Annotated in this window: 17 protein-coding genes and 1 pseudogene; 16 read left to right on the forward strand and 2 right to left on the reverse strand. The window is 40.8% G+C overall.

The features are described from left to right. Window positions 1–91: 91 nt before the first annotated feature. From ACFFAP_RS00290 to ACFFAP_RS00350, 13 genes are all read left to right on the forward strand, one after another. Window positions 92–5560 (forward strand): SDR family oxidoreductase, encoded by a 5469-nt coding sequence (locus ACFFAP_RS00290; protein ID WP_375509339.1) that lies wholly within the window; start codon window positions 92–94, stop codon window positions 5558–5560. Window positions 5561–5798: 238 nt separating this feature from the next. Then, window positions 5799–6674: a TauD/TfdA family dioxygenase gene (locus ACFFAP_RS00295; RefSeq protein WP_375509340.1), complete on the forward strand. Its 876-nt coding sequence runs from the start codon at window positions 5799–5801 to the stop codon at window positions 6672–6674. An 82-nt stretch (window positions 6675–6756) separates the two neighbouring features. Further along, the gene (locus ACFFAP_RS00300) at window positions 6757–7683 is read left to right on the forward strand and encodes a cupin-like domain-containing protein (protein ID WP_375509341.1); all 927 of its coding nucleotides are present in this window, start codon (window positions 6757–6759) and stop codon (window positions 7681–7683) included. Window positions 7684–7812: 129 nt separating this feature from the next. Continuing rightward, window positions 7813–8571, forward strand: a complete 759-nt coding sequence (locus ACFFAP_RS00305) for a class I SAM-dependent methyltransferase (RefSeq protein ID WP_375509342.1) — start codon at window positions 7813–7815, stop codon at window positions 8569–8571. Between the two features lie 158 nt (window positions 8572–8729). Further along, window positions 8730–10220: an aspartate aminotransferase family protein gene (locus ACFFAP_RS00310; RefSeq protein WP_375509343.1), complete on the forward strand. Its 1491-nt coding sequence runs from the start codon at window positions 8730–8732 to the stop codon at window positions 10218–10220. A 19-nt stretch (window positions 10221–10239) separates the two neighbouring features. Further along, complete coding sequence (locus tag ACFFAP_RS00315; protein WP_375509344.1) at window positions 10240–11199, forward strand: GNAT family N-acetyltransferase; 960 nt, start codon at window positions 10240–10242, stop codon at window positions 11197–11199. 388 nt (window positions 11200–11587) lie between these two features. Continuing rightward, complete coding sequence (locus ACFFAP_RS00320) at window positions 11588–11905, forward strand: hypothetical protein (RefSeq protein ID WP_375509345.1); 318 nt, start codon at window positions 11588–11590, stop codon at window positions 11903–11905. 85 nt (window positions 11906–11990) lie between these two features. Next, a complete protein-coding gene (locus tag ACFFAP_RS00325; RefSeq protein WP_334757430.1) occupies window positions 11991–12218 on the forward strand; it encodes an MbtH family protein in 228 nt (75 codons plus the stop codon). Window positions 12219–12293: 75 nt separating this feature from the next. After that, window positions 12294–13073 (forward strand): thioesterase II family protein, encoded by a 780-nt coding sequence (locus ACFFAP_RS00330; protein ID WP_375509346.1) that lies wholly within the window; start codon window positions 12294–12296, stop codon window positions 13071–13073. 37 nt (window positions 13074–13110) lie between these two features. Next, window positions 13111–15234, forward strand: a complete 2124-nt coding sequence (locus ACFFAP_RS00335; RefSeq protein WP_375509347.1) for an acylase — start codon at window positions 13111–13113, stop codon at window positions 15232–15234. A gap of 849 nt (window positions 15235–16083) precedes the next feature. Continuing rightward, on the forward strand, window positions 16084–16770 hold the full coding sequence (gene bchM / locus ACFFAP_RS00340) for a magnesium protoporphyrin IX methyltransferase (RefSeq protein WP_375509348.1): 687 nt from the start codon (window positions 16084–16086) through the stop codon (window positions 16768–16770). A 389-nt stretch (window positions 16771–17159) separates the two neighbouring features. Next, window positions 17160–17642, forward strand: a complete 483-nt coding sequence (locus ACFFAP_RS00345; RefSeq protein ID WP_375509349.1) for a hypothetical protein — start codon at window positions 17160–17162, stop codon at window positions 17640–17642. 124 nt (window positions 17643–17766) lie between these two features. Beyond that, window positions 17767–18147 carry a DUF423 domain-containing protein gene (locus tag ACFFAP_RS00350; RefSeq protein ID WP_375509350.1) on the forward strand — a complete coding sequence of 127 codons (381 nt, stop codon included), beginning with the start codon at window positions 17767–17769 and terminating at the stop codon, window positions 18145–18147. A gap of 52 nt (window positions 18148–18199) precedes the next feature. Here the strand turns inward: ACFFAP_RS00350 and ACFFAP_RS00355 are convergent, their stop codons facing one another. Next, the gene (locus ACFFAP_RS00355) at window positions 18200–18964 is read right to left on the reverse strand and encodes a DNA polymerase beta superfamily protein (protein ID WP_375509351.1); all 765 of its coding nucleotides are present in this window, start codon (window positions 18962–18964) and stop codon (window positions 18200–18202) included. Between ACFFAP_RS00355 and egtC the strand changes: the two genes are divergently transcribed. From egtC to egtD, 3 genes and pseudogenes are all read left to right on the forward strand, one after another. Next, window positions 18963–19751, forward strand: coding sequence for an ergothioneine biosynthesis protein EgtC (egtC, locus tag ACFFAP_RS00360; RefSeq protein ID WP_375509352.1), 789 nt, complete (start codon window positions 18963–18965; stop codon window positions 19749–19751). The two genes, ACFFAP_RS00355 and egtC, sit on opposite strands and share 2 nt — an antisense overlap. Then, window positions 19738–19887 (forward strand): annotated as a pseudogene (locus ACFFAP_RS00365) (ergothioneine biosynthesis protein EgtB); the annotation flags it as partial. The gene egtC and the pseudogene ACFFAP_RS00365, both read left to right, overlap by 14 nt. A 159-nt stretch (window positions 19888–20046) precedes the next feature. Further along, window positions 20047–21081: an L-histidine N(alpha)-methyltransferase gene (gene egtD / locus ACFFAP_RS00370; protein ID WP_375509353.1), complete on the forward strand. Its 1035-nt coding sequence runs from the start codon at window positions 20047–20049 to the stop codon at window positions 21079–21081. Between the two features lie 507 nt (window positions 21082–21588). On the opposite strand, the gene ACFFAP_RS00375 is transcribed toward egtD, so the two are convergent. After that, entirely contained in the window at window positions 21589–21921 is a 333-nt protein-coding gene (locus tag ACFFAP_RS00375; RefSeq protein WP_375509354.1) for a hypothetical protein, read from the reverse strand. Between the last annotated feature and the right edge of the window lie 683 nt (window positions 21922–22604).

Below are 22604 nucleotides of genomic sequence, written 5' to 3' on the forward strand. Positions count from 1 at the left end.
AAGCGATATTTTTTTATCACAACTACTGACATAATAATGAAGAGAAAAAATGCTAATAGCACTGATTCTTAAATAAGACATCTGTAAATATATGAGCAAATTAGAAAAAAATCATGACGTAGATGAGGCAGATGTAGCTGTTATTGGTCTATCTGGGCGGTTTCCCAGAGCTAAGAATATTGAAGAATTTTGGCATAATTTGCGAGACGGAGTAGAATCAATTTCATTTTTTTCTGCTCAAGAATTAGAGTCTGCGGGGATAGACTCTGCTACGCTCAGTGACCCCAACTATGTAAAAGCAGCAGTTCCACTAGAACATATAGATTTGTTTGATGCGTCATTTTTTGGCTATAACCCTAGAGACGCTGAAATTATGGACCCCCAACACCGCATTTTTTTGGAGTGTGCGTGTGTTGCACTTGAAAATGCTGGCTATAACCCCCAAAGCTACTCTGGTTCAATAGGGGTTTACGCTGGTTCAACTATAAGTAATTATTTGTTCAATCTTTATTCAAACCCCAACATTAGAGAATTAGCAAGCGATGTGGAAATTAGTCTGGGAAATCATCCCGATTATCTTCCCATGCGCGTCTCTTTCAAATTAAATCTAACTGGCCCAAGTTATGCAGTCCAAACTTCCTGTTCCACTTCTTTAGTTGCCGTCCACGTTGCTTGCCAAAGCTTGCTCAATTACGAATGTGATATGGCCTTGGCAGGTGGCATTTCGATATTAGATATGCAACCAAAAGGTGGCTATCTTTATCAAGAAGATGGGGTTTTATCTCCTGACGGACATTGCCGCGCCTTTGATGCTAAAGCAAAAGGAACTATTTTCGGTAGCGGTGTAGGAATTGTGGTTCTCAAGAGGTTAAAAGATGCTCTTGCTGATGCTGACTGCATTCATGCAATAATTAAAGGCTCTGCTGTCAATAATGACGGTTCTTTGAAAGCTGGATTCACAGCTCCGAGCGTAGAAGGTCAAACAGAGGTGATTGCAGAAGCCATAGCCGCTGCTGGGGTAGAAGCCGAGACTATCACTTACCTAGAAGCACATGGGACAGGAACACCATTGGGCGATCCTATAGAAATTAAAGCTCTGACAAAAGCTTTTCGTACCAGTACACTCAAACGCGGCTTCTGTGCTATTGGTTCAGTGAAAACCAATGTTGGGCATTTGGATGCGGCTGCCGGGATCGCGGGCTTAATCAAAACTATCTTGGCTCTCAAACACAAACAAATACCACCTAGCTTACATTGTGAGCAGCCCAATCCCCAGATCGACTTTGCCAACAGTCCCTTTTATGTTAATACCGCACTGGCAGAATGGAAATCGGACAGAATTCCTCGCCGGGCTGGAATTACTTCTCTTGGTTTTGGTGGAACCAATGCCCATGTGATTGTAGAAGAAGCTCCTTTTATTGAAGCGTCTAATGCTGGGCGAACCCATAAGTTGTTAATGCTGTCTGCAAAAACCAGTTCTGCTTTAGAAACCGCCACAGTAAATCTGACAAATCATCTTAAGCAGCATCCCGATTTGAATCTGGCTGATGTGGCTTACACTCTCCAAGTTGGTCGTCAAGCTTTCAATCATCGCCGGATACTGGTGTGTCATGATATTGATGATGCAGTTGAAGCACTGCATACTCTGGAAGCTCAACGAGTTTTCACCCACTACCAACAGCCTTGTAATCGACCCACTGTATTTATGTTTCCTGGACAGGGAGCGCAGTATGTAAATATGGCTCAGGAATTGTACCAGAGCGAACCGAAATTTACTGAGGAAGTCGATCGCTGCTGCCTGATTCTAAAACCTCACTTAGGGCTAGATTTACGAGATATTCTCTATCCCAGCGAAGTCCAAACCCAAACAGCTACAAAACAATTAAAACAAACTTCTATTAGCCAAAGTGCGCTATTTGTCATTGAATATGCCTTATCCAAATTGTGGATGGCTTGGGGTGTGCTACCAGAAGCGATGATTGGTCATAGCATTGGGGAATATGTGGCAGCAACTCTTTCTGGGGTTTTCTCCCTCAAAGATGCTTTGGCGCTAGTAGCTGCTAGAGGACGACTGATGCAGCAAGTTCCAATAGGTGCTATGCTCTCAGTTCAACTTTCTGAACAAGAGGTGCAACCCCTGCTTGGAAAAGAGCTTTCTCTTGCGGGAATCAATAGTCCTTCCTTATGTGTTGTTTCTGGTTCAACAGACATCATCGATAAATTGCAGCAGCAACTTCTGGAGAAAGACGTAGGCTGTCGAAAGCTGCATACGTCCCATGCCTTTCATTCTCAGATGATGGATTCCATCATTGAGCCATTTACAAAGTTATTACAAAAAGTCAAGCGAAATCCACCCCAAATTCCATTTATTTCCAACGTAAGTGGCACTTGGATTACCACAGCACAAGCAACAGACCCTGATTATTGGGCAAGGCATCTACGGCAAACTGTGCGCTTTGGCGAAGGGATGACTGAATTGCTTAAACAACCAGAGCGAATCTTACTAGAGGTTGGCCCAGGGCGGACATTAAGTACCTTCGCCAAACAGCATTATAATTTGGAACCTGTGGTGCTGACTTCAATCCGTCATCCCCAGCAGCAACAGTCAGATGTAGCATTTCTACTCAATACTTTGGGTCGCCTCTGGCTTTTCGGAGTTCAAGTAAACTGGTCTGGCTTTTACGCAAACGAACAGCGTCATCGCATCCCTCTACCAACATATCCATTTGAGCGTCAGCGTTACTGGATTTCGCCACAAGCACAGCCACGCGATGTCCGCGCTACGGAAGTGTCATTGAGTAAAAAACCGGATATCGCCGACTGGTTTTACCTACCTTTTTGGAAGCAATCTGCACCTCCTGAGTTGCTCGGTACAGGAGACTTAGGAGAGCAAAATTCTTGCACGCTTGTGTTTACTGATGAGTGCGGCTTGGGTTTTCAAATGGTAAAAAAACTGCAACAGCAGGGACAAGATGCGATCGCAATCAAGATAGGATCTGAATTCTCCAAACTAGGCGAATGTCCTACGGACAGGCTTTCCTGCGGAACGCTGCGCGAACGCCAACGCTTATATACCCTCAATCCTCGACAAAGTAATGATTACGATGCCTTGCTCAATGAACTTCTAGCACAAAACAAGATCCCTAAGACAATTATTCATTTATGGAGTGTCACACCAGACTACCGCACAGAATCAGAACTTGAGTGGTTTGACAGCGCTCAATATTTGGGATTCTACAGCCTGCTGTTTCTCACCCAGGCACTTGGAAAACAGAATTGGACTGATAAGTTTCAAATCACAGTTGTCTCCAACAATATACAATCAGTCACAGCCGAAGAAATGTTGTGCCCAGAGAAAGCGACTGTACTTGGGCCTGTTAAAGTCATTCCTCAAGAATACTCAAACATTAGCTGTCGTAGCATTGATGTTGCTCTTCCAAAGCCAGGAAGTTGGCAAGAGGATAAACTTGTAGATTATTTGCTGGACGAGCTACAAACTAAATCCTCGGAGTTGGTTATAGCCTACCGAGGTCTGAATCGTTGGGTGCAAAATTTTGAGCCAGTGCGATTGTCAGAATCTAAGGGAAAAACATCAAGATTACGCAACGGCGGAGTCTACTTAATTACGGAGGGTCTGGGACATATTGGACTGATACTGGCGGAGTCTCTAGCTCAGACAGTGCAGGCAAAACTCGTCTTGATTGGACAGAAAAATCTCCCGGAAAAAGATGAGTGGTTCGGGTGGCTGGAAACTCATGATGATCAAGATGAGATGAGCCACAAAATCAGGAAACTGCAAGCTTTAGAGGAGTTAGGAGCCGAGATTTTAGTTTTGAGCGCAGATGTGACCAACTTTGAACAGATGCAAAGAGCGATCGCCTTTGTCACGGAGCATTTTGGCGACATACATGGTGTTATTTACGCAGCACAAATTGTGGACGAAAACTCACAAAAATCTGTTCAAGAAACTTCTCAAACTGATTGCCAGTGTCACTTTAAATCAAGAGCTAATGGATTATTCGTACTAGAAAAAGTTTTGCAGGGTAGAGAGCTTGATTTTTATCTGTTGATATCTTCTTTATCATCCATTTTGGGAGGATTAAGATACGTCGCTTATTCAGCAGCGAACATCTTTATGGATATTTTTGCTCAAAAACAAAATCAAACAAATCCCATCCCTTGGATTAGTGTTAATTGGGAGCGCTGGCAACTTGGAGAAGAAGAAAACACAGCCAGGAGAACAACATTACCTGAATTATTTATCACACCAGAAGAAGGCATAAAAGCTTTTCAACGTATTTTAATAAGTGATAAAATAACTCAAGTTGTTCTCTCCACAGGAGATTTACAAGCTAGGTTCGACCAATGGCTGAAGCTAGAATCTTTAGGTGATGTTGATCAGACTTCTCTTGCTGGGGACATAAAAGAGAAATTAGCTTCAACAAGTCTTACCAGAAAACTCCATCCCCGCCCCAATCTAGAAAATGATTATGTGGCTCCTCGCACTCATCTTGAACAAACCCTTGCTCAAATCTGGCAAGAAATTCTTTGTATAGAGCTATTAGGCATAAACGATGACTTTTTTGAGCTTGGGGGACACTCGCTATTAGCTGTACACCTAATAGCAAAAATTAATAAACAATTTGAAAAAAATATTCAATTATCTGCCATTTTCCAAAGTCCAACTATCAAACAGTTAGCAAATACTCTGCATGAGCAGGCTAATTATCAAACCTCGTCCCCCTTAGTCGCAATTCAACATCAGGGTTCCAAGCCACCTCTGTTTTTTGTGCATCCAGTAGGTGGGAATATTCTCTGCTACTACGAATTGTCACTTCATTTGGGTTCAGATCAACCATTCTACGGGCTGCAAGCACTAGGTTTGAATGGGGAATGTGAACCTTACACCCGCATAGAAGATATGGCAGCTAAGTATATTGAAGCACTACGCGATATTCAGCCTAATGGCCCATATTTTCTTGGAGGTTGGTCTATGGGCGGTATTGTAGCTTTTGAAATGGCAACTCAGTTACTAAGAAATGGCGATCGAGTTGACATGCTTGCTATGCTAGACAGCCCAGCACCAGTTAACAGCGAACAAATTGCAGAGATTGATGACTACAACGATGTCAAAATATTAGTCGATTTTGCCACAGATATGGCACAGTCTGCTGGGAAAAACCTATCGGGTTCGGTTGAGCAACTTCAAGGACTGACGCTAGACGAGCAATTGAACTATTTTTTAGAGCAGGCAAGGATAGCTAACCTCTTGCCTTTGGATTTTGAACTAGAACAGCTTCGTTATCTTTTGAATGTTTTTAAGAGTAACGTACTAGCTCTACAAAGCTATACACCACAAGTTTATCCAAACCAAATTGTCTACTTTCAAGCTAACGATGAAGTATCTAATGAATTTCCTAATCCAACTTTAACTTGGGGTGGACTTTCAGGCAAGCCAATAGAGATTATTACTATCCCTGGCAATCATTACACAATCATTACTAAGCCTCATATCCAGAATATTTTAGAGCATTTGAAGGTTTTTATCAATCAAAATTAAAAAAAACAGAATGAATTATTAGCAAAAAACATAAATGCTAGTTGACTCGTAAATAGTAAATGTTGACTTATATTTAATAAAGTGCTTTTTAAACATAAAAATTTACTGTTGACTATTTATTACAACTCAAATAATTTGATTGTTACAACATGTTGAATGAATATATTTTAGTCTGGAAGCGATATCTATATTAGCAAAGTGAACATAAATTCCCTAAATAATCGGAGGAATGAATGATATGATCAGTAAAATCGAGCCACTAGGCACTAGCACAGGAAAAATACTATATAGTAGTAGTCATTGCCAAAGTATTCTTGACCTCTGCGTAGCAGAGACTATGGAGATATTCAAGTCATCTGGAGTTATTCTATTTCGAGGTTTTGGGGTAACTCCCGAACAAATGAAAGATTTTTCAGAACACTTTAGTGGCAGACACATCATAGACTTTACAAAAGTCAGCATTGATTCTGACAAGTTTGTCAATTTTGTAGATGGCGGGATGGATAGTCTTATTCCTCATTGCGAAAATTCTTGTTTTCCCTTTCGACCTGATGTTATTTGGTTTTGCTGTACTGTACCAGCCGAACAAGAAGGTGAAACTTTATTCTGGGATGGTGTCCGAGTGTGGGAGGAACTGAGTCAAGAGTCGAAACAGTTATTTCTTTCTAAGCAACTAAAGTTTTCTTATAAAAACGTTCCGGTTAATATATTGAAGGAAATAATAGGTTCTAATGTTAATACTATAAATGATATCAAGCGAATATTGGACAGTCTTGATGGTATAAGTTATCAGTTTAACGATGATAAAACTATTTCTGTAGAATATATTTGCTCATCTGTGGTAAAAAACAAATATAATCATCAAAATGCATTTGCAAATCACTTTTGGGTATATCAGAAAAAGACAGAAGAAGCAATTTTTGAAGACGGTTCAAGAGCTTCTGATGAAGTTGCTGACGAAATAGAGACAATTTTCGACAAGTTAACAGAAAAGATCCCGTGGGAAGCAGGTGATCTGGTAATGATGGATAATTCAAGATTTCTACACGGTCGTAAAGCATTTAACGATGACCGACGGCAAGTTTTTACTACTCTAAGTAACCTGAAATTTTGATAAACTGTTTCAAATTTAACTTGTATATTGATGCAAGTAGACTGTCATTTTTCATTAATTATTAAGTAAGGAGAAACCTTTTATGTCTTCGTCTTCAGTAAGTAGCTATTCCAAATCTCAGCAGTACAATAACAAATGTAAGTTAATATGGACGCCAGTTGATTCTGTTGAACGTCGTAGTAACCTCTCTTATGAAGATTTTGTTCGAGAGTACGCATCTGTGGGAAAGCCTGTCATTATCACTGATGCGATGAAAAACTGGAAAGCTTTGACAAAGTGGAATATGGATTTCTTCAAGTCAGAGTACGGTTCAGTCAAGGCTTTTGCAATGGATTACAAGGCTGAAACTAGCATGAAGGATCGGATGTCGGAGCAAACTTATGTGGAAATAAGTATTGCTGATTACATAGATGTTATAACTAGTAGTGCTTCTGACAAATTGCTCTATCTATCAGAATTCCATATTGGCGATCACCCTGAGCTTTGGGAAGATTGCGAAGACCCAATATACTTTAATAATTGGTACAAAAAAATCCCATTAACGCTTTTTCAAAAATATATAAACCATTCCTATGACATTCATATAGGTCAGAAAAATACATCGGTAGGTCTTCACTATGATTCGTATCACGATACTGCATGGGTTGCAGTGATTTCTGGGCAAAAGCAAGTGGTATTGTTGTCACCAGACCAAGAAAAATATTTATACAAAGGTCAAGTTGACTGCTTTAACCCGGATCTAGAAAAGTTTCCACTGTACGCCAATGCCAAACCAGTGAAATGCATCATAAATCAGGGAGAATTGCTCTACATACCGCCGGATTGGTGGCATCATTTAAAAAACCTCGAAGACACAATCAGTTTGGCTATCAACACGATGAACGAATGGAGCTATGAATTAATTCGTCAAGGATTTTTAGAGCAGAATCCAATAAAAGGTCATATTTTTTCGCTAATTATAAAATTTCCATTCTTAGGTAAACCTCTAATGGCTGTTGGTTTGCTCTAACACTAGAAAAGGACAAATCGACAGAAGCAGATGATGATGAAAGCCTATGCAATTTCGCTTTAGAAAAGTTGATAAAAATTGGCAATGAGAGGCTTGCAAAGCAATACCTAAAGCAAGGATAAATCTTTTATGTCTTCGTCTTCAACAACTAGCTATAACAAATTTGATGAACCATTTGCCCGAATATATAACGAGACTTTGGGGCCAAGTTACAACAAAATAGCTTTCCCAACCTTGGAAAAATTATTGTTACCTTACATTCCTGAGGGAGCGAATATCCTCGATCTCTGTTGTGGGACAGGGCAACTGTCACAATGGCTGTTAAATAAAGGTTATCAGGTGACTGGAATTGATCGCTCCCAGAGAATGTTGGAATATGCTCGTCAGAATGCACCTAATTGTAAATTGATTCTTGATGATGCGCGCTTCTTTGAATTACCACCTATATTCAACGCAGTTTCTTCAATGGGTTTGGGTTTCAATCACATTTGGAATTTGGAAGAATTAACAGGTACTTTCCACAACGTATACGGCGCACTTCATCACAACGGTATATTTGTGTTCGACTTACGGTTAGAAGACGCATATAGTTCAACTTTGAACAATCGTCTATTAGGCGATGTTAAGGATGATTACGCTTGGGCTATGAAAAATAGTTATCATCCAGAAAGTAAAGAATGTCGAGTTTTTGTGACGACATTTCAATTAAGAGAAAAAGATTGCTGGAAACGCCTAGATAGTAGTTTTTCAGTTGTTGGTTATTCTAAAGCTGAAGTCCAGTCATCTCTAAAAAATGTTGGTTTTACAGAAGTTATGATCTATGATTTAAAACTTGATTTAGAATTAATTTCAGAGACTGATATGGTCTGCTTTGTTTGTCGCAAATAACGTTGAATATTAAGTAGAGATTTTCCTTAAAATCATGAATGATTTATGTCTGTGTTGACAGATTAAGAGGTACACCAGGGTATAGCCAAGGAGGTAATAAAAGTCCTTCATCTTATGAATTGCCACCCTTTAAACTAAAATAAAAATACATAAGTTTCATGAAAAGTCAAGAATCTAACCTACAAGAAGTTCAGGCACAGATTGATTCAATACAATCTCTCAAGCAGATATCAGCAGAAGGTCTGAATTCCTGTCAACAAAAACATTTAGAAACTTTAATTGCACGCTACACCAAGCGCACAAAAACCTCAAAACAACTCACGCAAGCCTATCGTCCAGTTATGGCAGACCTAAGAGGTTCAGCAGGAGCTTACCCTCTTCTAAAAGAGATGGTCTATCCCATCATTGGTAAGCACGCTTTGGGTTCAAAAATGTGGGATATCGATGGCAACGAATATATAGACTTAGAAATGGGTTTTGGGGTGAATCTCTTTGGTCACAACCCTCCCTTTATCAAAAAAGCTCTAGAAGAGCGACTGGAACAAGGCATACACATCGGGCCACAATCAGATATCGCGGGTGAGGTTGCTCAGTTAGTTAGTGAACTAACGGGGATGGAGCGCGTGACCTTTGCCAATATAGGCACAGAAGCTGTGATGGGAGCCATCCGCATAGCACGAGCAGCAACAGGTCGCAATAAGATTGCTCGATTTTCAAACTCTTATCATGGGCATTTTGATGGCACTCTAGTTAAAGCGCAGAAAGCAGACGGCAATGGACGTGGAGTGCCAGAGTATCCAGGAGTGCCGCCAAATATTGCTGAAGACGTTTTAGTTCTCGACTATGGTAATCCTCGGTCTCTTGAAATAATAAAAGCGCATAAGGGGGAATTAGCAGCTGTTATCGTTGAACCTGTACAGAGAAAGCAACCAGACTTACAGCCTAAAGAGTTTCTTCAGCAACTGAGGCAATTAACAAAAGAATCAGGGATAGTCTTCATCTTTGATGAAGTGATTACCGGCTTTCGAATTCATTTGGGTGGTGCACAGGCTTGGTTTGGCATTGAAGCTGATATAGCTACTTATGGAAAGATTGTCGGTGGTGGTATGCCTATCGGCATTATCGCTGGAAAAGCTGCTTACATGGATAGAATTGACGGTGGTATGTGGAACTATGGGGACGCATCTTTTCCTGATGTAGAAAAGACATTTTTTGGTAGTACCTTCTGTAAGCATCCATTATCTATGGCTGCTGCACTGGCTATACTTAAGCAGCTTAAGACTGAAGGGCCTACTCTTCAGGAACAGTTGAATCAACGTACATCGCAGTTTATTAAACAACTGAATACTTACTTTGAGGCTGATGAAGTACCTATCAAGCTTGCAAATTTTGGTTCGCTTTTCGCTCCTGCTTCCTCAGAGAATCTTGTCTCTGCGGAAAATTCTACGGCCTCAATGACTCTGCAATTGTTATGCTATCATCTGCTCGACAGGGGAATTCACTTTTTGGGAGGAGCAGGTCATTATTTATCCACAGCTCATACAGATGAAGATATTAATTGCATTATTCAGGCTGTCAAGGATAGTGTAAGGGAACTGCAAGACGGCGGTTTTTTTCCTAGTCCCTCTAACAAATTGGCTAATGCATAAAAGCTGTTCGGAGGAATTGATGATTAGTCTAACAATCCGCTCTTATGAGGGTGAAACTGATTTACAGGCGATTTCTGACCTGCTCAAAGCTTGTGAAGCAGTTGATGAAGAGAACCAAGAGGCATCCGTCTCTGAACTGCGGGAGGCATCTAATGACCCATCCTTTGATAAAGCGCGTGATATCCGTCTGTGGGAAGATGCTGACCGAAAGCTAATTGGCATTGGTCATTTGTCAATTTCCACATCAGATGAGGTGATTAATGGTTTTCTCTCGTGCCACGTCCACCCTAGCGCCCGTAGTGGCAATTTGGAAAGGCAGATTATTGCTTGGGGTGAGGAGCGGATGCGCGAGGTTCAGCAAGAGCGGGATGTGCGTGTTAAACTGCGTGCATTCACTCGTGATGACAAAACAGGTTTTATTGCTCTACTGGAAAGTAGTGGTTTTAAGTCTGACCGTTATTTGCTGACAATGAGGCGATCGCTTAAAGAACCCATCCCACAACCGCAGTTACCAGCAAGTTTCACCCTCCGCCAAGTTATAGCTCAACAGGATGCCGAAGCATGGGTAGAGATGTACAATCAGACGTTTATCGACGAGTGGAATCACTCGGAATTAACGGTTGAATATTACAAATACCTGCGGAGTAAAGACACATACAGACCCGATTTGGATCTGGTGGCGATCGCTCCTGATGGCACTTTTGCAGCCTGTTGCAGGTGTATAGCTGGTCTAGAGAGTAATACTCGCACCGCAGACAATGAAGGCTCGATCGAGGAACTCGGTACAAGACGTGGTTTTCGCCGCATAGGGCTGGGACGTGCAATGTTGCTTTCCGGAATGCGTCAGCTACAAGCTGCTGGGATAAATGTGGCAAAGCTGTCAGTTGATTTTAATAACCCGAGTGGTGCTTTGCAATTTTACGAATCCGTTGGTTTCCATAAGCTCTATACTTGGATTTCTTACGTCAAGGATGTTTAGCCGATCACCGCGCTGGTCGCAGGCTGATATCTTGCATCTATCCTTATATAACCACGAGTAAGTAAAAAGCGCCGAAATCAAATTACATTTTATCATGGGCTTTTTATAGAAATAAGGCACTTATCACTTAATATTTAGTGCTTAAATAACATTTGTTTTTTCCGGTGCTGTGAAAAAAGTAACTTACTGAATGTGGTTTTTCAGGCTTAATTAAGCTGCATTGTGGTACAGTTGGATATCCGAATCAACCCTCACAAAATGCTTATTATAGTGTTTCCTAAGCAACTGAGGTACATCCAAATCTTTGTTCCCAAGGTTAGTAGCTTTGATAAACATACCTCACCAGGTCGGGAACCGCTATAACAACATATATAAAAGAAGTAAAACTATGGCAACAATGGGAAAATACTGTAAAGCTTACTCTCTGAAAAAATTACGTCAGTTTAGTCAGTGGACAGAACGTTTTGAAAATAGCAGAAAAGAAAAGAAACAAATCGACGGTAAGGAAGTCGAAATAAATCGAAAACTAACTGATAACGACTTTCTTTATCTGCAAGAAAACTATGTAGTCACAGATGGTATTTTTCAGGATGAAAATATCATTTTTGACAATGTAACACCGGAATGGCAAGAGTTTTGTAAAAATACACTTTTATTCGAGATTCCAGTTGACGAACCTGTGCAGGTTAAAGCATCAGCAGGTTAAGAAAAGAGGTGAGTCATAAAATGAGAGAATAAGAATACAAGAACTAAGTTTGACATCGTACAAGACAAATCGTAGGAGATAAATTATGTATCAAGACGACAAAGAAGACACGACGATTTACAAAGTGGTAGTCAATCATGAGGAACAGTATTCCATTTGGCCTATTGAGCGAGAAAACCCTCTTGGCTGGCGAGATGCAGGTCATAGTGGTCTAAAGGCGGAATGTCTTGAGTACATCAAGCAAGTATGGACGGACATGAGACCACTCAGTTTAAGGAAGAAGATGGAAGAAGCGGCTCATAGCCAGACATAACGCTACCGATTAGGAAGAGGTTTTAACTACAAAGAAGAATGCCTGCCAAAGACGCTCTGTAGGGCTGTTTTATTCATGACAACTACACCAACATTTAACTTCTGCGTTACCTGTCCCAAGCCAAATACTCAAGCTTCGCTGCGTTTATTCTGCTTCCCATACGCAGGTGGTAGTTCTCTCATTTTTCGCACATGGTTAGACAGTCTACCCACAACTGTCGAAGTTTGTCCCATCGAACTACCCGGACGAGGTATGCAAATGAGGACAGCCCTATTCTCGCAGTTAGAACCCCTTATCGGTGCGATCGCTCCAGTCCTCCTTCCATATTTAGATAAACCATTCGCCTTCTTTGGTCATAGTATGGGAGCGTTAGTCAGCTTTGAACTTGCCCGTTTACTTCGCAAACAGTACAGTTTGTCACCTGTACACTTGTTTGTTTCGGGTCGCCACGCTCCGCAAATTCCCGATCCAGATCCACCTATCCATGCTCTAAGCGAACCTGCTTTCAAAGAAGAACTACGCCGTCTCAATGGGACTCCTGAGGCAGTCCTGGAAAACGCCGAACTGATGCAACTTCTTATTCCGATTCTTCGAGCAGACTTTGCAGTTTTGGAAACTTATGTGTACACTACCGAATCACCACTTAACTGCCCCATCACAGCTTTTGGTGGTTTACAGGATCACAAGGTTAGTTTCGATGAACTCCAAGCTTGGCGGGAGCAGACAAATGCTGCATTCTTACTACAAATGTTTCCTGGGAACCATTTTTTCCTGCACTCAGCCCAATCACTCCTGCTAGAGTCTTTGTCTCAAGAATTGTGGCAAATTACCAGTGAGATACAGTTGCTCCCTTAATCCTTTGCCTCACTTCTAAAATCTAAACCAGGTTATTATGAGCTATTTACATAAAGGTTTTAAAAAAAAATTATTTCGACTTTTAGCTTTTATACTTGGTATTTTATTTACTCTCGTTGTTGGAAGCTACACTCCTGCACAGGTCACAAAATCCACTGAAATACTGTGGGATACCTATGGCATACCTCACATATATGGCAAGGATGTCCCAAGTGCATTTCAAGCTTTCGGTTGGGCGCAGATGCAAAGTCATGGTAACTTGCTTTTGCGTCTTTATGGTCAAGCACGTGGACGTGCTGCCGAATATTGGGGAGAGAAATATTTAGAATCAGACCGTTGGGTACAGACTATGGGAGTTCCAGAACGCGCCCGTTCTTGGTACACTTCCCAAAGTCCAGCTTTTCGTAGCTACCTGAATGCCTTTGCTGCTGGAATTAATGCTTATGCTCAAGAACATAGCGAACTGATTGATGATCAAGTAGAGCTAGTGTTGCCAGTCAAGGCAGAAGATGTTCTAGCTCATTTACACCGAGTTCTACATTTTAATTTTGTTGTTAGCCAAGAAGAGGTTGCAGCAAGTATTGCAGGCGATACTGAGCATGAGCCAAAAGCAGGATCTAATGGTTGGGCGATCGCCCCATCACATTCTGCAAATGGCAAAGCGATGCTGCTTGCAAACCCACACTTGCCTTGGGCAGATTTATACTTATGGTACGAAGCCCAAGTGACTGCTCCTGGTATTGATGCTTACGGAGCAACACTTGTGGGAATTCCTGTGTTAGCGATCGCATTTAACAATAATTTGGGCTGGACTCATACCGTCAACACTTTCGATGGCTGGGATGCTTACAAACTCAAATTAGTTGACAATGGTTATCGCTTCGATGGCAAAGTTCGTCCCTTTGAGACGACAACCCTTTCCTTGAAGGTAAAACAAAAAGACGGTACAATCCGCAACCAACCTCTAGTTGTAAAACGTTCTATCCACGGGCCAGTGCTGACAGAGAAAGACGGTAAAGCTATAGCACTACGCGTTGTCGGTCTTGATCGACCAAAGGTACTTGAACAGTGGTGGGATATGGCGCGCTCCCAAAACTTGAAACAATTTCAAACCGTACTCCAGCGCTTGCAACTGCCAATGTTCACGGTGATGTATGCAGATAGAAATGGGAATATCATGCACCTGTTCAACGGTAATGTTCCAGTTCGTTCTCAAGGTAATTTTGAATATTGGGAAGGGATTATTCCTGGTGATACTTCCAAGACGTTATGGACAAAAATCCATCCTTATAAAGATTTACCACGCATTATTAACCCGAAAAGCGGCTGGTTGCAAAATACCAACGATCCGCCTTGGACAACCACATTTCCTGCTGCTATTAAAGCAGATAATTACCCTTCATACATGGCACCTCGTTCCCCGTATTTTCCGATGAATTTTCGGACAGAGCGTTCTCTAAAAATGCTCTTTGAGGATGACAAAATCTCCTTTGATGAAATGGTGCAATACAAACATTCGACCCGCATGGAACTAGCGGATCGCATCTTGGATGACTTAATCCCGGCAGCACGCAAGCAGGGAAGTTCTTTAGCGCGGCTAGCTGCTGATACCCTAGAAGCCTGGGATCGGCAAGCCAATGCAGATAGCAAGGGTGCGGTACTCTTTGCCGCTTGGGCAGAACAGATGAACTGGGATAAAGGGTTTAGCAAACCTTGGAGTGAAAAATCCCCATTCACCACGCCAGACGGTTTAGCCGATCCATCTAGCGCAGTCGCAATACTAGAAGCTGCTGCTACCAAAGTTGAAAAAGCATACGGGGCAATAAATGTGGCATGGGGAGATGTTTTTCGGGTGGCGATCGGCAATAAGGATTTGCCTGCTAATGGTGGCGTTGGAGATCTCGGTATTTTCCGCGTTCTCACTTTTGTTCCAGGATCACAAAGTCGCTTCCAAGCAGTTTCTGGTGATTCGTTCGTCGCAGCTATTGAATTTTCTCAACCAGTAAAGGCGATGGCACTCATTAGCTACGGCAATGCTACTCAACCGGGTTCGCCCCATGTTAGCGATCAGTTACAGATGTTCACTCTCAAACAGTTGCGTCCAGTTTGGCGTCAGCGCTCAGATATCCTAGCTCATTTAGAAGAGCGCAAGGTGTTCTGAAGTTAACACATTGCCAAAAAGGGTAGTCCTAAGAAAGGATGAGCAGATAGGGGTACAGGCGGGAAGTAGAGGTATACCATTAAGAGTTATATCAAATCCGTTTGTATCGGAATTATCGCTCTTTTCTCTCCGTCTTTGCCCTCAACGTATCTGCGGTTTTTTAATCATTCAGATGCTACCGGATTTGATATTATTCAGGAAATTTCAAAGCATTGCAACCTACAATGCTCCGGACAAAATTAGGCAATAATAACGCCTTCAGATCGTAGGTATTGGTAGTTAGGATGCATCCGTGAGAGGTTAAGGTAATTGCACAAATGTCTGCGAGGGTGCGGGGAAAGAGGACAAATCCAGTTTGGAGACTGGCAATCGTTTGGCTTTGACTACTCCTAAATCTTAATTCTCTTTGGCTGCAAAATATTTAATGGGGTCAAGGGCTGTGCTTTTGTCATTGGCAACAATAAAATGATACAAACCACCAAAAATCATCTACTAGGAAATTTACTTGCATAAGAAATTTTACTTAAAATTTTTAGTTATTTCAGTTCTATTATTTACAAACAATTAAATCTTTAAGAGCATAAATGGTGCGATCGCAATTACGATACTACCTTAAGAAGGGGTTATCTACATCTACAGGTTCAAATAAAAATGGAATTTATAGTAACGAAAAGAATGGATGAATAAATAGTAGAAAATGGCTCATAACGCTTATTATTTGAATGATTAGAGGTGCAAAGATGTTAACCTACTTCTGTGTGCCATGTCTATAAAAATCTGGAAGACCGTTCTTATGGGTTCCTATCAATGATAATTTTAAGCATTGGGAACCCTTAAAAATCAAAGTTTATGAACGCAGCCGACGATAAAACGATTGTTCGCGAGTATTTCAATTCCACAGGGTTTGACCGTTGGAAGCGAATCTACGGCGATGGCGAAGTCAACAAAGTCCAACTAGACATCCGCAATGGACACCAGCAAACCGTAGATACAGTTCTCGGCTGGCTGAAGGCTGATAACAATTTACCAGAGCTATCAATCTGCGATGCTGGGTGTGGTGTCGGTAGTCTCAGCATTCCCCTAGCGATAGATGGTGCCAAAGTCTATGCCACCGATATTTCTGAAAAAATGGTGGAAGAAGGCAAGGATAGAGCCAAGCAAACCTTGCCAAATGCCGAAAATCCGACTTTTGCCGTGCAGGATTTGGAATCGTTGAGTGGTAGTTACCATACCGTTATTTGCTTAGATGTTCTCATCCACTATCCCCAAGAAAAAGCGGATGAGATGATTTCTCACCTCTGTTCTTTGGCACAGTCGCGGATAATTCTCAGTTTTGCGCCGAAGACCTGCGCCCTGAGTATACTCAAGAAAATTGGTAGTTTCTTTCCCGGGCCAAGTAAAGCGACTCGTGCATATTTGCATCGTGAGGCTGATGTGGTAAGAATCTTGGAAAGTAATGGCTTTTCATTGCAACGAAAAGCGATGACGAAGACTCGTTTCTATTTTTCCCGCCTACTGGAAGCTACACGTAAGTAAGGTTAGAATCGCAGCAAAATGAATACTATACCTTTGCTGCGATTTAAAAATCTCAAGGCTTAACACTGATAAGTATTTTAGTTGCCGCGAAGTTCTGCTTTTGATCTTGGCGACGACGAATAGCCCGTCGGAGACATCGCTCTGATTGGGAGCATGAACAATTATCATAGCGATCGCATAGCCATATTTAAGTAATAAAGCCAAAATTTATCATACATACTTAGTATGCTAAATACATCAGTAGAGAGCTTGTAAGGTATGAAGCAATTCAAGCAAAGATCGTTGAAGCAGGAATCACGCGACTTTGAGTCGTGTGAGGTTCAAATTATTGGAAGCTTTGCGAAAGTAAGGTTAAAATCGCTAGCAAAGTGTAAATCTGAAGTGGAACTATGAAAACTGCTGAAAAATTGGCCGCAGCTTGGCTACTGACAATGGGATTCATGTTTGTAACTCTATCAGCAGCAGAGGTATTTAATAAAACGACTATGGAAAAATCAATCACGCTACCCTTAGCTTGGGATGGTTCGATTGAGTTCTCACAAAATACATTTGTAATTTATGATACTACGGTAGAACGTCTAATTTTTGGCATTCCTACCCTAACACTGGGCACATGGTTAGCATTGGGATTATACCGTCAAAGCCGACAGGAGAAAAAGGCGCTTAATCAACAAGTTAGCGATCGCTTGCAATCGATTTTTTATGAGATGCTACAAAAAAATCATGGGCGTGTAACTGTTTTAGGCTTTGCCATGCAATCACAACTACCCGCAGCCCATGCTAGGCAATATTTAGATGAAAAAGCTAAAGAATTCAATGCAAACTTTAAGGTGAACGAAGAAGGGGCTGTATCATATCATTTTGATGTCTAATTGCCATTTGTCCTTTGTCCTTTGTTATTTGTCCTTTGTTATTAACTAATGATTAATACTTCGACTACGCTCAGTACAAGTGACCAATGACTAATGACTAATAATCAACTTACGGCTAGGTCTAATGACGCAGATTTTTTTGAGCGTAGCTGCCATTTTAGGCGGTTTGTCAGTTGCTGCCGGTGCTTTTGCTTCCCATGCCCTGCGGGAAAAAATTAGTGAGCGATCGCTAGAAATTTTTGAAACTGGCGCTCGTTACCAAATGTATCATGCTCTAGCACTTTTTCTCGTAGCACTACTAATTAGTCGCACCGAATGGGAGCATCCCACTCTCGTAGCCAGTGGATGGCTGTTTATCATTGGTATTGCTATTTTCTCAGGTAGCTTGTACGCCCTTAGCTTAACCGGTATTAAATCTTTAGGAGCGATCGCACCACTAGGCGGTGCAGCCTTTCTTGCTGGTTGGGGTACTTTAGCTTTTGCTGCTTGGACTTTGAAGTTGTAAAGTAACAAGAATCTTTTTGTACAAACAAAGTTATGAATTATGAGTTAAAAACTCATAATTCATAACTCCTCATTCTCAGACGTACCAACAAATTATGCAAATCCACATTCGCTGAAGGTACTTCAGGTAATGGGCTAGATTCATATACCTCCTGCAACTTATTATGCAGGCGTTCATATTCTATTTGATGAAATGCTACATTAATATCTGACAAAATAGACTTTTCTGTACCTGCTAACTTTTGGGCGATTAAATCAGGAATATATGGTAAATTAAAAATTTCATTCAGCTTAATTAAATTAGCCTCAATTCTCCCTGTTTGCATCAGATTAATTCCGGTTAATAGAACTCGATAAACATAAAGTAATGGCTTGATTCGATACGCCTGTTCTTTATTAAAAAGTTTCCATTGTGTTGCAGCAAAACCAAGATAGTGGTAACTATGGTGACGGGTAATGCAATTTTTGGCAATAAATTTTAATTCTTCATGTTCGGGTGAAGTGGTTAATATTAAAGGTGAATACAGTTGTTCTAATACGTAACCATTCTTTTTAAGTAGCATCAAAAAGAATTTTTTTACATCATGAGTTACTAAATCAATTTCCAAAGATTGCCGAACTTCTGAAAATTCAATAGTTTCATTCCCAGTCTCTAATCCCACCACTTCTCTAACTGGTAAAATATGCACACCACGCAAGTCATAATCAGAATCAGGTGATGCAAAACCATATAAGTGGGAACCACTGATGATGGCGAATAAAAGCGGGTAAGGCTGTTGCCGAATAATTGTGTTAAGAGAAGGTGGAATATTCATCATGTGCCGTTTACTTGCTTACCTCGGTTCGCCTGTTTCTTTAGAGCATCTTTTGTATAAACCAGAACACTCACTGATAGTTCAGAGCTATCAACCGCGCGAAATGACCTCTGGGGTAGTAAATGCAGATGGCTTTGGTGTGGGTTGGTATCATAGCCAAAAAGATATCGAACCCTTTACCTACAAAAATACCCTACCTATTTGGAATGACATAAACTTACCCAGTCTCAGTCGTTACGTTGAATCAAAGTGTGTACTTGCTTATGTCGGTAGTGCTACATCCGAACAAGCCGTAGATTTTGTTAATTGTCAGCCTTTTAACCATCAACAACAGCTATTTATTCACGATGGACGGATCGAAAATTTCCGCAAAACATTACACAGAAAAATTCGCAGCACTTTAACTCAAGATTTTTACGAAAAAATTAATGGCAGTACTGACTCCGAACACATTTTTGCATTGTTACTTTCACAAAGTCAAATTAACAAACATCGACCTCCAGAGTATGCTTTACGTACTACATTATTAACACTATTAGAGATGGCAAACCGCTATCAAGTAGAAGCCTCAATCAATGTAATATTTAGTGACGGACATCGCCTGATAGCTTCTCGCTTTGCTACCACTTCCCTGGCTCCATCTCTTTACTGGATTCGAGATGATCCAACTTTTTCAAAATCTGTAATTATTGCGTCGGAACCTTTATTCATAGGTAATTGGATTGCTTTTCCAGAAAATAGCATCATTACTGCAGAAGCAGACTGTAAGATCAAAATTGAGCAAATTTAGTGTGAAAGAGTCTATTTTTCAAACCTTCCTTGAATGTCGCCCGAAAACTTTTGCACTATTTCAGGATATGGACGAAGCCACATTCTGTAGTCAGCCTCATCCTGACTTTAACCCTGTTGGCTGGCACTTGGGGCATACATATTGCCATTTGAATCGGTAAATTCCGAAAAATACTTTTAAAACTTGAGCAATATTGCTCAAGCATGATTTTATTAGCTATGGCTATGTGTTTCACTAATTAGGGTAAAGGTTGGCCATCATAAGTAACCTTTTACGCCAAGCATACGGAGGTTTAATGTCGATATCTAAAGCTCTCAACAGGAACGTTACTTCTCAAAACACCGTTGAAAAACGCTTGCAGATGCAGTGTTTGATAGGAGCAACTCAAATAGTTGCACCTAGTACTGGGAGTGATGTAGTGAAGGGATTAACTCAAACATCTAAATCTCTACCCCCCTCTTACTTTTATGATGACCGTGGTTCTGAGCTATTTGAGCAAATCTGTGATTTACCAGAATATTATCTCACACGCACAGAAACAACGATTTTACAGCAGTATGCTAGCGAAATTGCCAAGATGACTGGCGCTTGTGAATTAGTAGAACTTGGCAGTGGCAGTTCTACCAAAACCCGCATTTTACTAGATGCCTACCAGCAGCTAGACTATCCCCTGCACTACCTACCAATTGATGTGTCTACAGGCATCTTGGAAAGTAGCGCCAAGCAGTTATTAAGAGATTATCCCTTACTGCAAGTTTATGCTTTAGCGGGAACCTATGAATTAGCCCTTGCAAAACTCCTACCGACGCAATTACCCAGCAGGATGATTTGTTTTATTGGTAGCAGTTTAGGTAATCTTACACCTAATGAGTGTGATGTATTCTTCTCTCAAATTACAGAAGCCCTACAAATAGGTGAGTATTTCTTGTTGGGGATAGATTTACGAAAGCCGAAACAGATTTTGGAACCAGCTTATAACGACAGCCAGGGAGTGACGGCAGCATTTAACCTCAATATGCTGGAGCATTTAAATCAACGGTTTGAGGGGAATTTTGACACCACCCAGTTTGAACACTGGGCATTTTACAATGAAAATGAGCATCAAATAGAAATGCATTTACGCAGCCTGCGATCGCAAATTGTAGAATTACGCGCTCTTAACCTCAAGGTTAATTTTGCACTAGGTGAGACTATCCTCACCGAAATTTCCCGCAAATTTGACCTCAATACTATCAAGCAGCAACTCACCGCACAGGGTTTATTACCTCTCCAAGTGTGGACAGATCCAAATCAATGGTTTGGTTTATTGCTCTGTCAGCTGCAAGCATAAAGCAAATCAGGATATGCCTCACATATATACTGGTTCTCAGTTGAGTCCAATATAGACCTAACAAAAGCAGCCCCAACCCTTCTAGTGTTGGGGAATAACATTCCGAGCCTCTCTCCTCTCTCCTTTTAGGCTAAGTTTACATACAAGTCTGTGTTGACGCAATTTACGGTTTATCGAATAGCCCAAAGAAACCTCACCCTGATTTTGCACAAGCAAAACCTGTCCCTCTCCTTAGTAAGGAGAGGGATGTCCGTCAGGACAGGGTGAGGTAGACTTTTAGATAATCAGATAACTTGTGTGAACACCGCAGCCTTTTAGGAGAGAGGCTTTGAGTAAGGCCTTATATTGCATACAAACGCGCTATGGATGATATTCGTCCCACCCCAACAAGAGAGAACAATGAATCTCTCACACACCATTAGTATTTTCACCAAACAGTGTTGTATATTATATGTTGATGAATATCTCTATCAGCCCAAACAAGTAAACTAAATATTTAGCCCCTGATTATTGCTGCATGGAAGGTGTGGGAAAAATTCTGCTAAATATAGGAACCCGTGGCTTCGGCTTAGTTGCAGTTATATTGGCATTATCAGCTATATTGGAATTAGCGCCAGAAGAGTTATTGGCTGCCTCAGAGAGGATAGGTGGTTTGTTATTAGTAGAATTGGCAAAATCACTCAATTGCATAGGCGAAAGTGAATTTGAAGATATGGAAGTAATATTTTCAGTATTTTGGGTGTTGGATTTTACCGGAGTTTCAGCTTGAGATGGAGTAATGATAAAAGTCGAGCTTGTTCCTAATACCAGTATTAGCAGATTAGAAATATATTGTCGCATGGGGATTTGTCAAAAAAGCTTCAAGAAGTTGTATTTGTTCTCAGTTGGAAATAAAACCGTGATTTTCTAAGATAAATCACTCCGCCGTTGAAGAAAACCTGATTACAGCGATTCTCAGATGAATAGAGTAGTAGCGTATGCTTTAGATTTGAACGCAGCTTAGTACATCGATTCACTCACAAAAACTTAACCCCTTCAGTTACCTTTACTACAAGGTAAGGGAAAGCTAAACTCTGCTCTACTTTTAAGAGAGGGGGTTATTCTATAATTACGGAATCGATCTTATAAAGAGCCTGTAAATAGATACACCTGGAATAATTGACGTTTATTCATCAATTAAGCCAGCATAACTATTAATAATTTAGTTGTATTATTTTATTCTTGAAATAGAAATTTTACTGATTTTTTTTAAAACACAAATTTCAGTAAGTAAGCTAATAAATCGCATATTTAATGAACTAAAACTAACAATATATAAAGTCTTAATAAAAGCTGACTTTTATGAAGTTATTTTTATAAAAGTACGTGTATGTGTTCAAGACGAATACTAATTTGTGTAGGTTGGGTTGAGGAACGCGGATTTAATAAATCACCCCCAACCCCTCTGCGTGAGTTCCTATCTATTACCCGGATCTTTCTTAACATTTACGAGAGTATGCACTCACGTTTTTATAACCCTTATT

The organism is uncultured Nostoc sp., from assembly GCF_964245575.1.
Taxonomy (GTDB): domain Bacteria; phylum Cyanobacteriota; class Cyanobacteriia; order Cyanobacteriales; family Nostocaceae; genus Nostoc.

Excerpts from the sequence above, each read along its gene's own strand:
- ACFFAP_RS00305 (WP_375509342.1), top strand. The coding sequence starts at position 7,813 with ATGTCTTCGTCTTCAACAACTAGCTATAACAAATTTGATGAACCATTT.
- egtC (WP_375509352.1), top strand. The coding sequence starts at position 18,963 with ATGTGCCGTTTACTTGCTTACCTCGGTTCGCCTGTTTCTTTAGAGCAT.
- ACFFAP_RS00355 (WP_375509351.1), bottom strand. The coding sequence starts at position 18,964 with ATGATGAATATTCCACCTTCTCTTAACACAATTATTCGGCAACAGCCT.
- ACFFAP_RS00290 (WP_375509339.1), top strand. The coding sequence starts at position 92 with ATGAGCAAATTAGAAAAAAATCATGACGTAGATGAGGCAGATGTAGCT.
- ACFFAP_RS00300 (WP_375509341.1), top strand. The coding sequence starts at position 6,757 with ATGTCTTCGTCTTCAGTAAGTAGCTATTCCAAATCTCAGCAGTACAAT.
- ACFFAP_RS00320 (WP_375509345.1), top strand. The coding sequence starts at position 11,588 with ATGGCAACAATGGGAAAATACTGTAAAGCTTACTCTCTGAAAAAATTA.
- ACFFAP_RS00315 (WP_375509344.1), top strand. The coding sequence starts at position 10,240 with ATGATTAGTCTAACAATCCGCTCTTATGAGGGTGAAACTGATTTACAG.
- ACFFAP_RS00325 (WP_334757430.1), top strand. The coding sequence starts at position 11,991 with ATGTATCAAGACGACAAAGAAGACACGACGATTTACAAAGTGGTAGTC.
- egtD (WP_375509353.1), top strand. The coding sequence starts at position 20,047 with ATGTCGATATCTAAAGCTCTCAACAGGAACGTTACTTCTCAAAACACC.
- ACFFAP_RS00375 (WP_375509354.1), bottom strand. The coding sequence starts at position 21,921 with ATGCGACAATATATTTCTAATCTGCTAATACTGGTATTAGGAACAAGC.
- ACFFAP_RS00295 (WP_375509340.1), top strand. The coding sequence starts at position 5,799 with ATGATCAGTAAAATCGAGCCACTAGGCACTAGCACAGGAAAAATACTA.
- ACFFAP_RS00345 (WP_375509349.1), top strand. The coding sequence starts at position 17,160 with ATGAAAACTGCTGAAAAATTGGCCGCAGCTTGGCTACTGACAATGGGA.
- ACFFAP_RS00330 (WP_375509346.1), top strand. The coding sequence starts at position 12,294 with ATGACAACTACACCAACATTTAACTTCTGCGTTACCTGTCCCAAGCCA.
- ACFFAP_RS00335 (WP_375509347.1), top strand. The coding sequence starts at position 13,111 with ATGAGCTATTTACATAAAGGTTTTAAAAAAAAATTATTTCGACTTTTA.
- ACFFAP_RS00350 (WP_375509350.1), top strand. The coding sequence starts at position 17,767 with ATGACGCAGATTTTTTTGAGCGTAGCTGCCATTTTAGGCGGTTTGTCA.
- ACFFAP_RS00310 (WP_375509343.1), top strand. The coding sequence starts at position 8,730 with ATGAAAAGTCAAGAATCTAACCTACAAGAAGTTCAGGCACAGATTGAT.
- bchM (WP_375509348.1), top strand. The coding sequence starts at position 16,084 with ATGAACGCAGCCGACGATAAAACGATTGTTCGCGAGTATTTCAATTCC.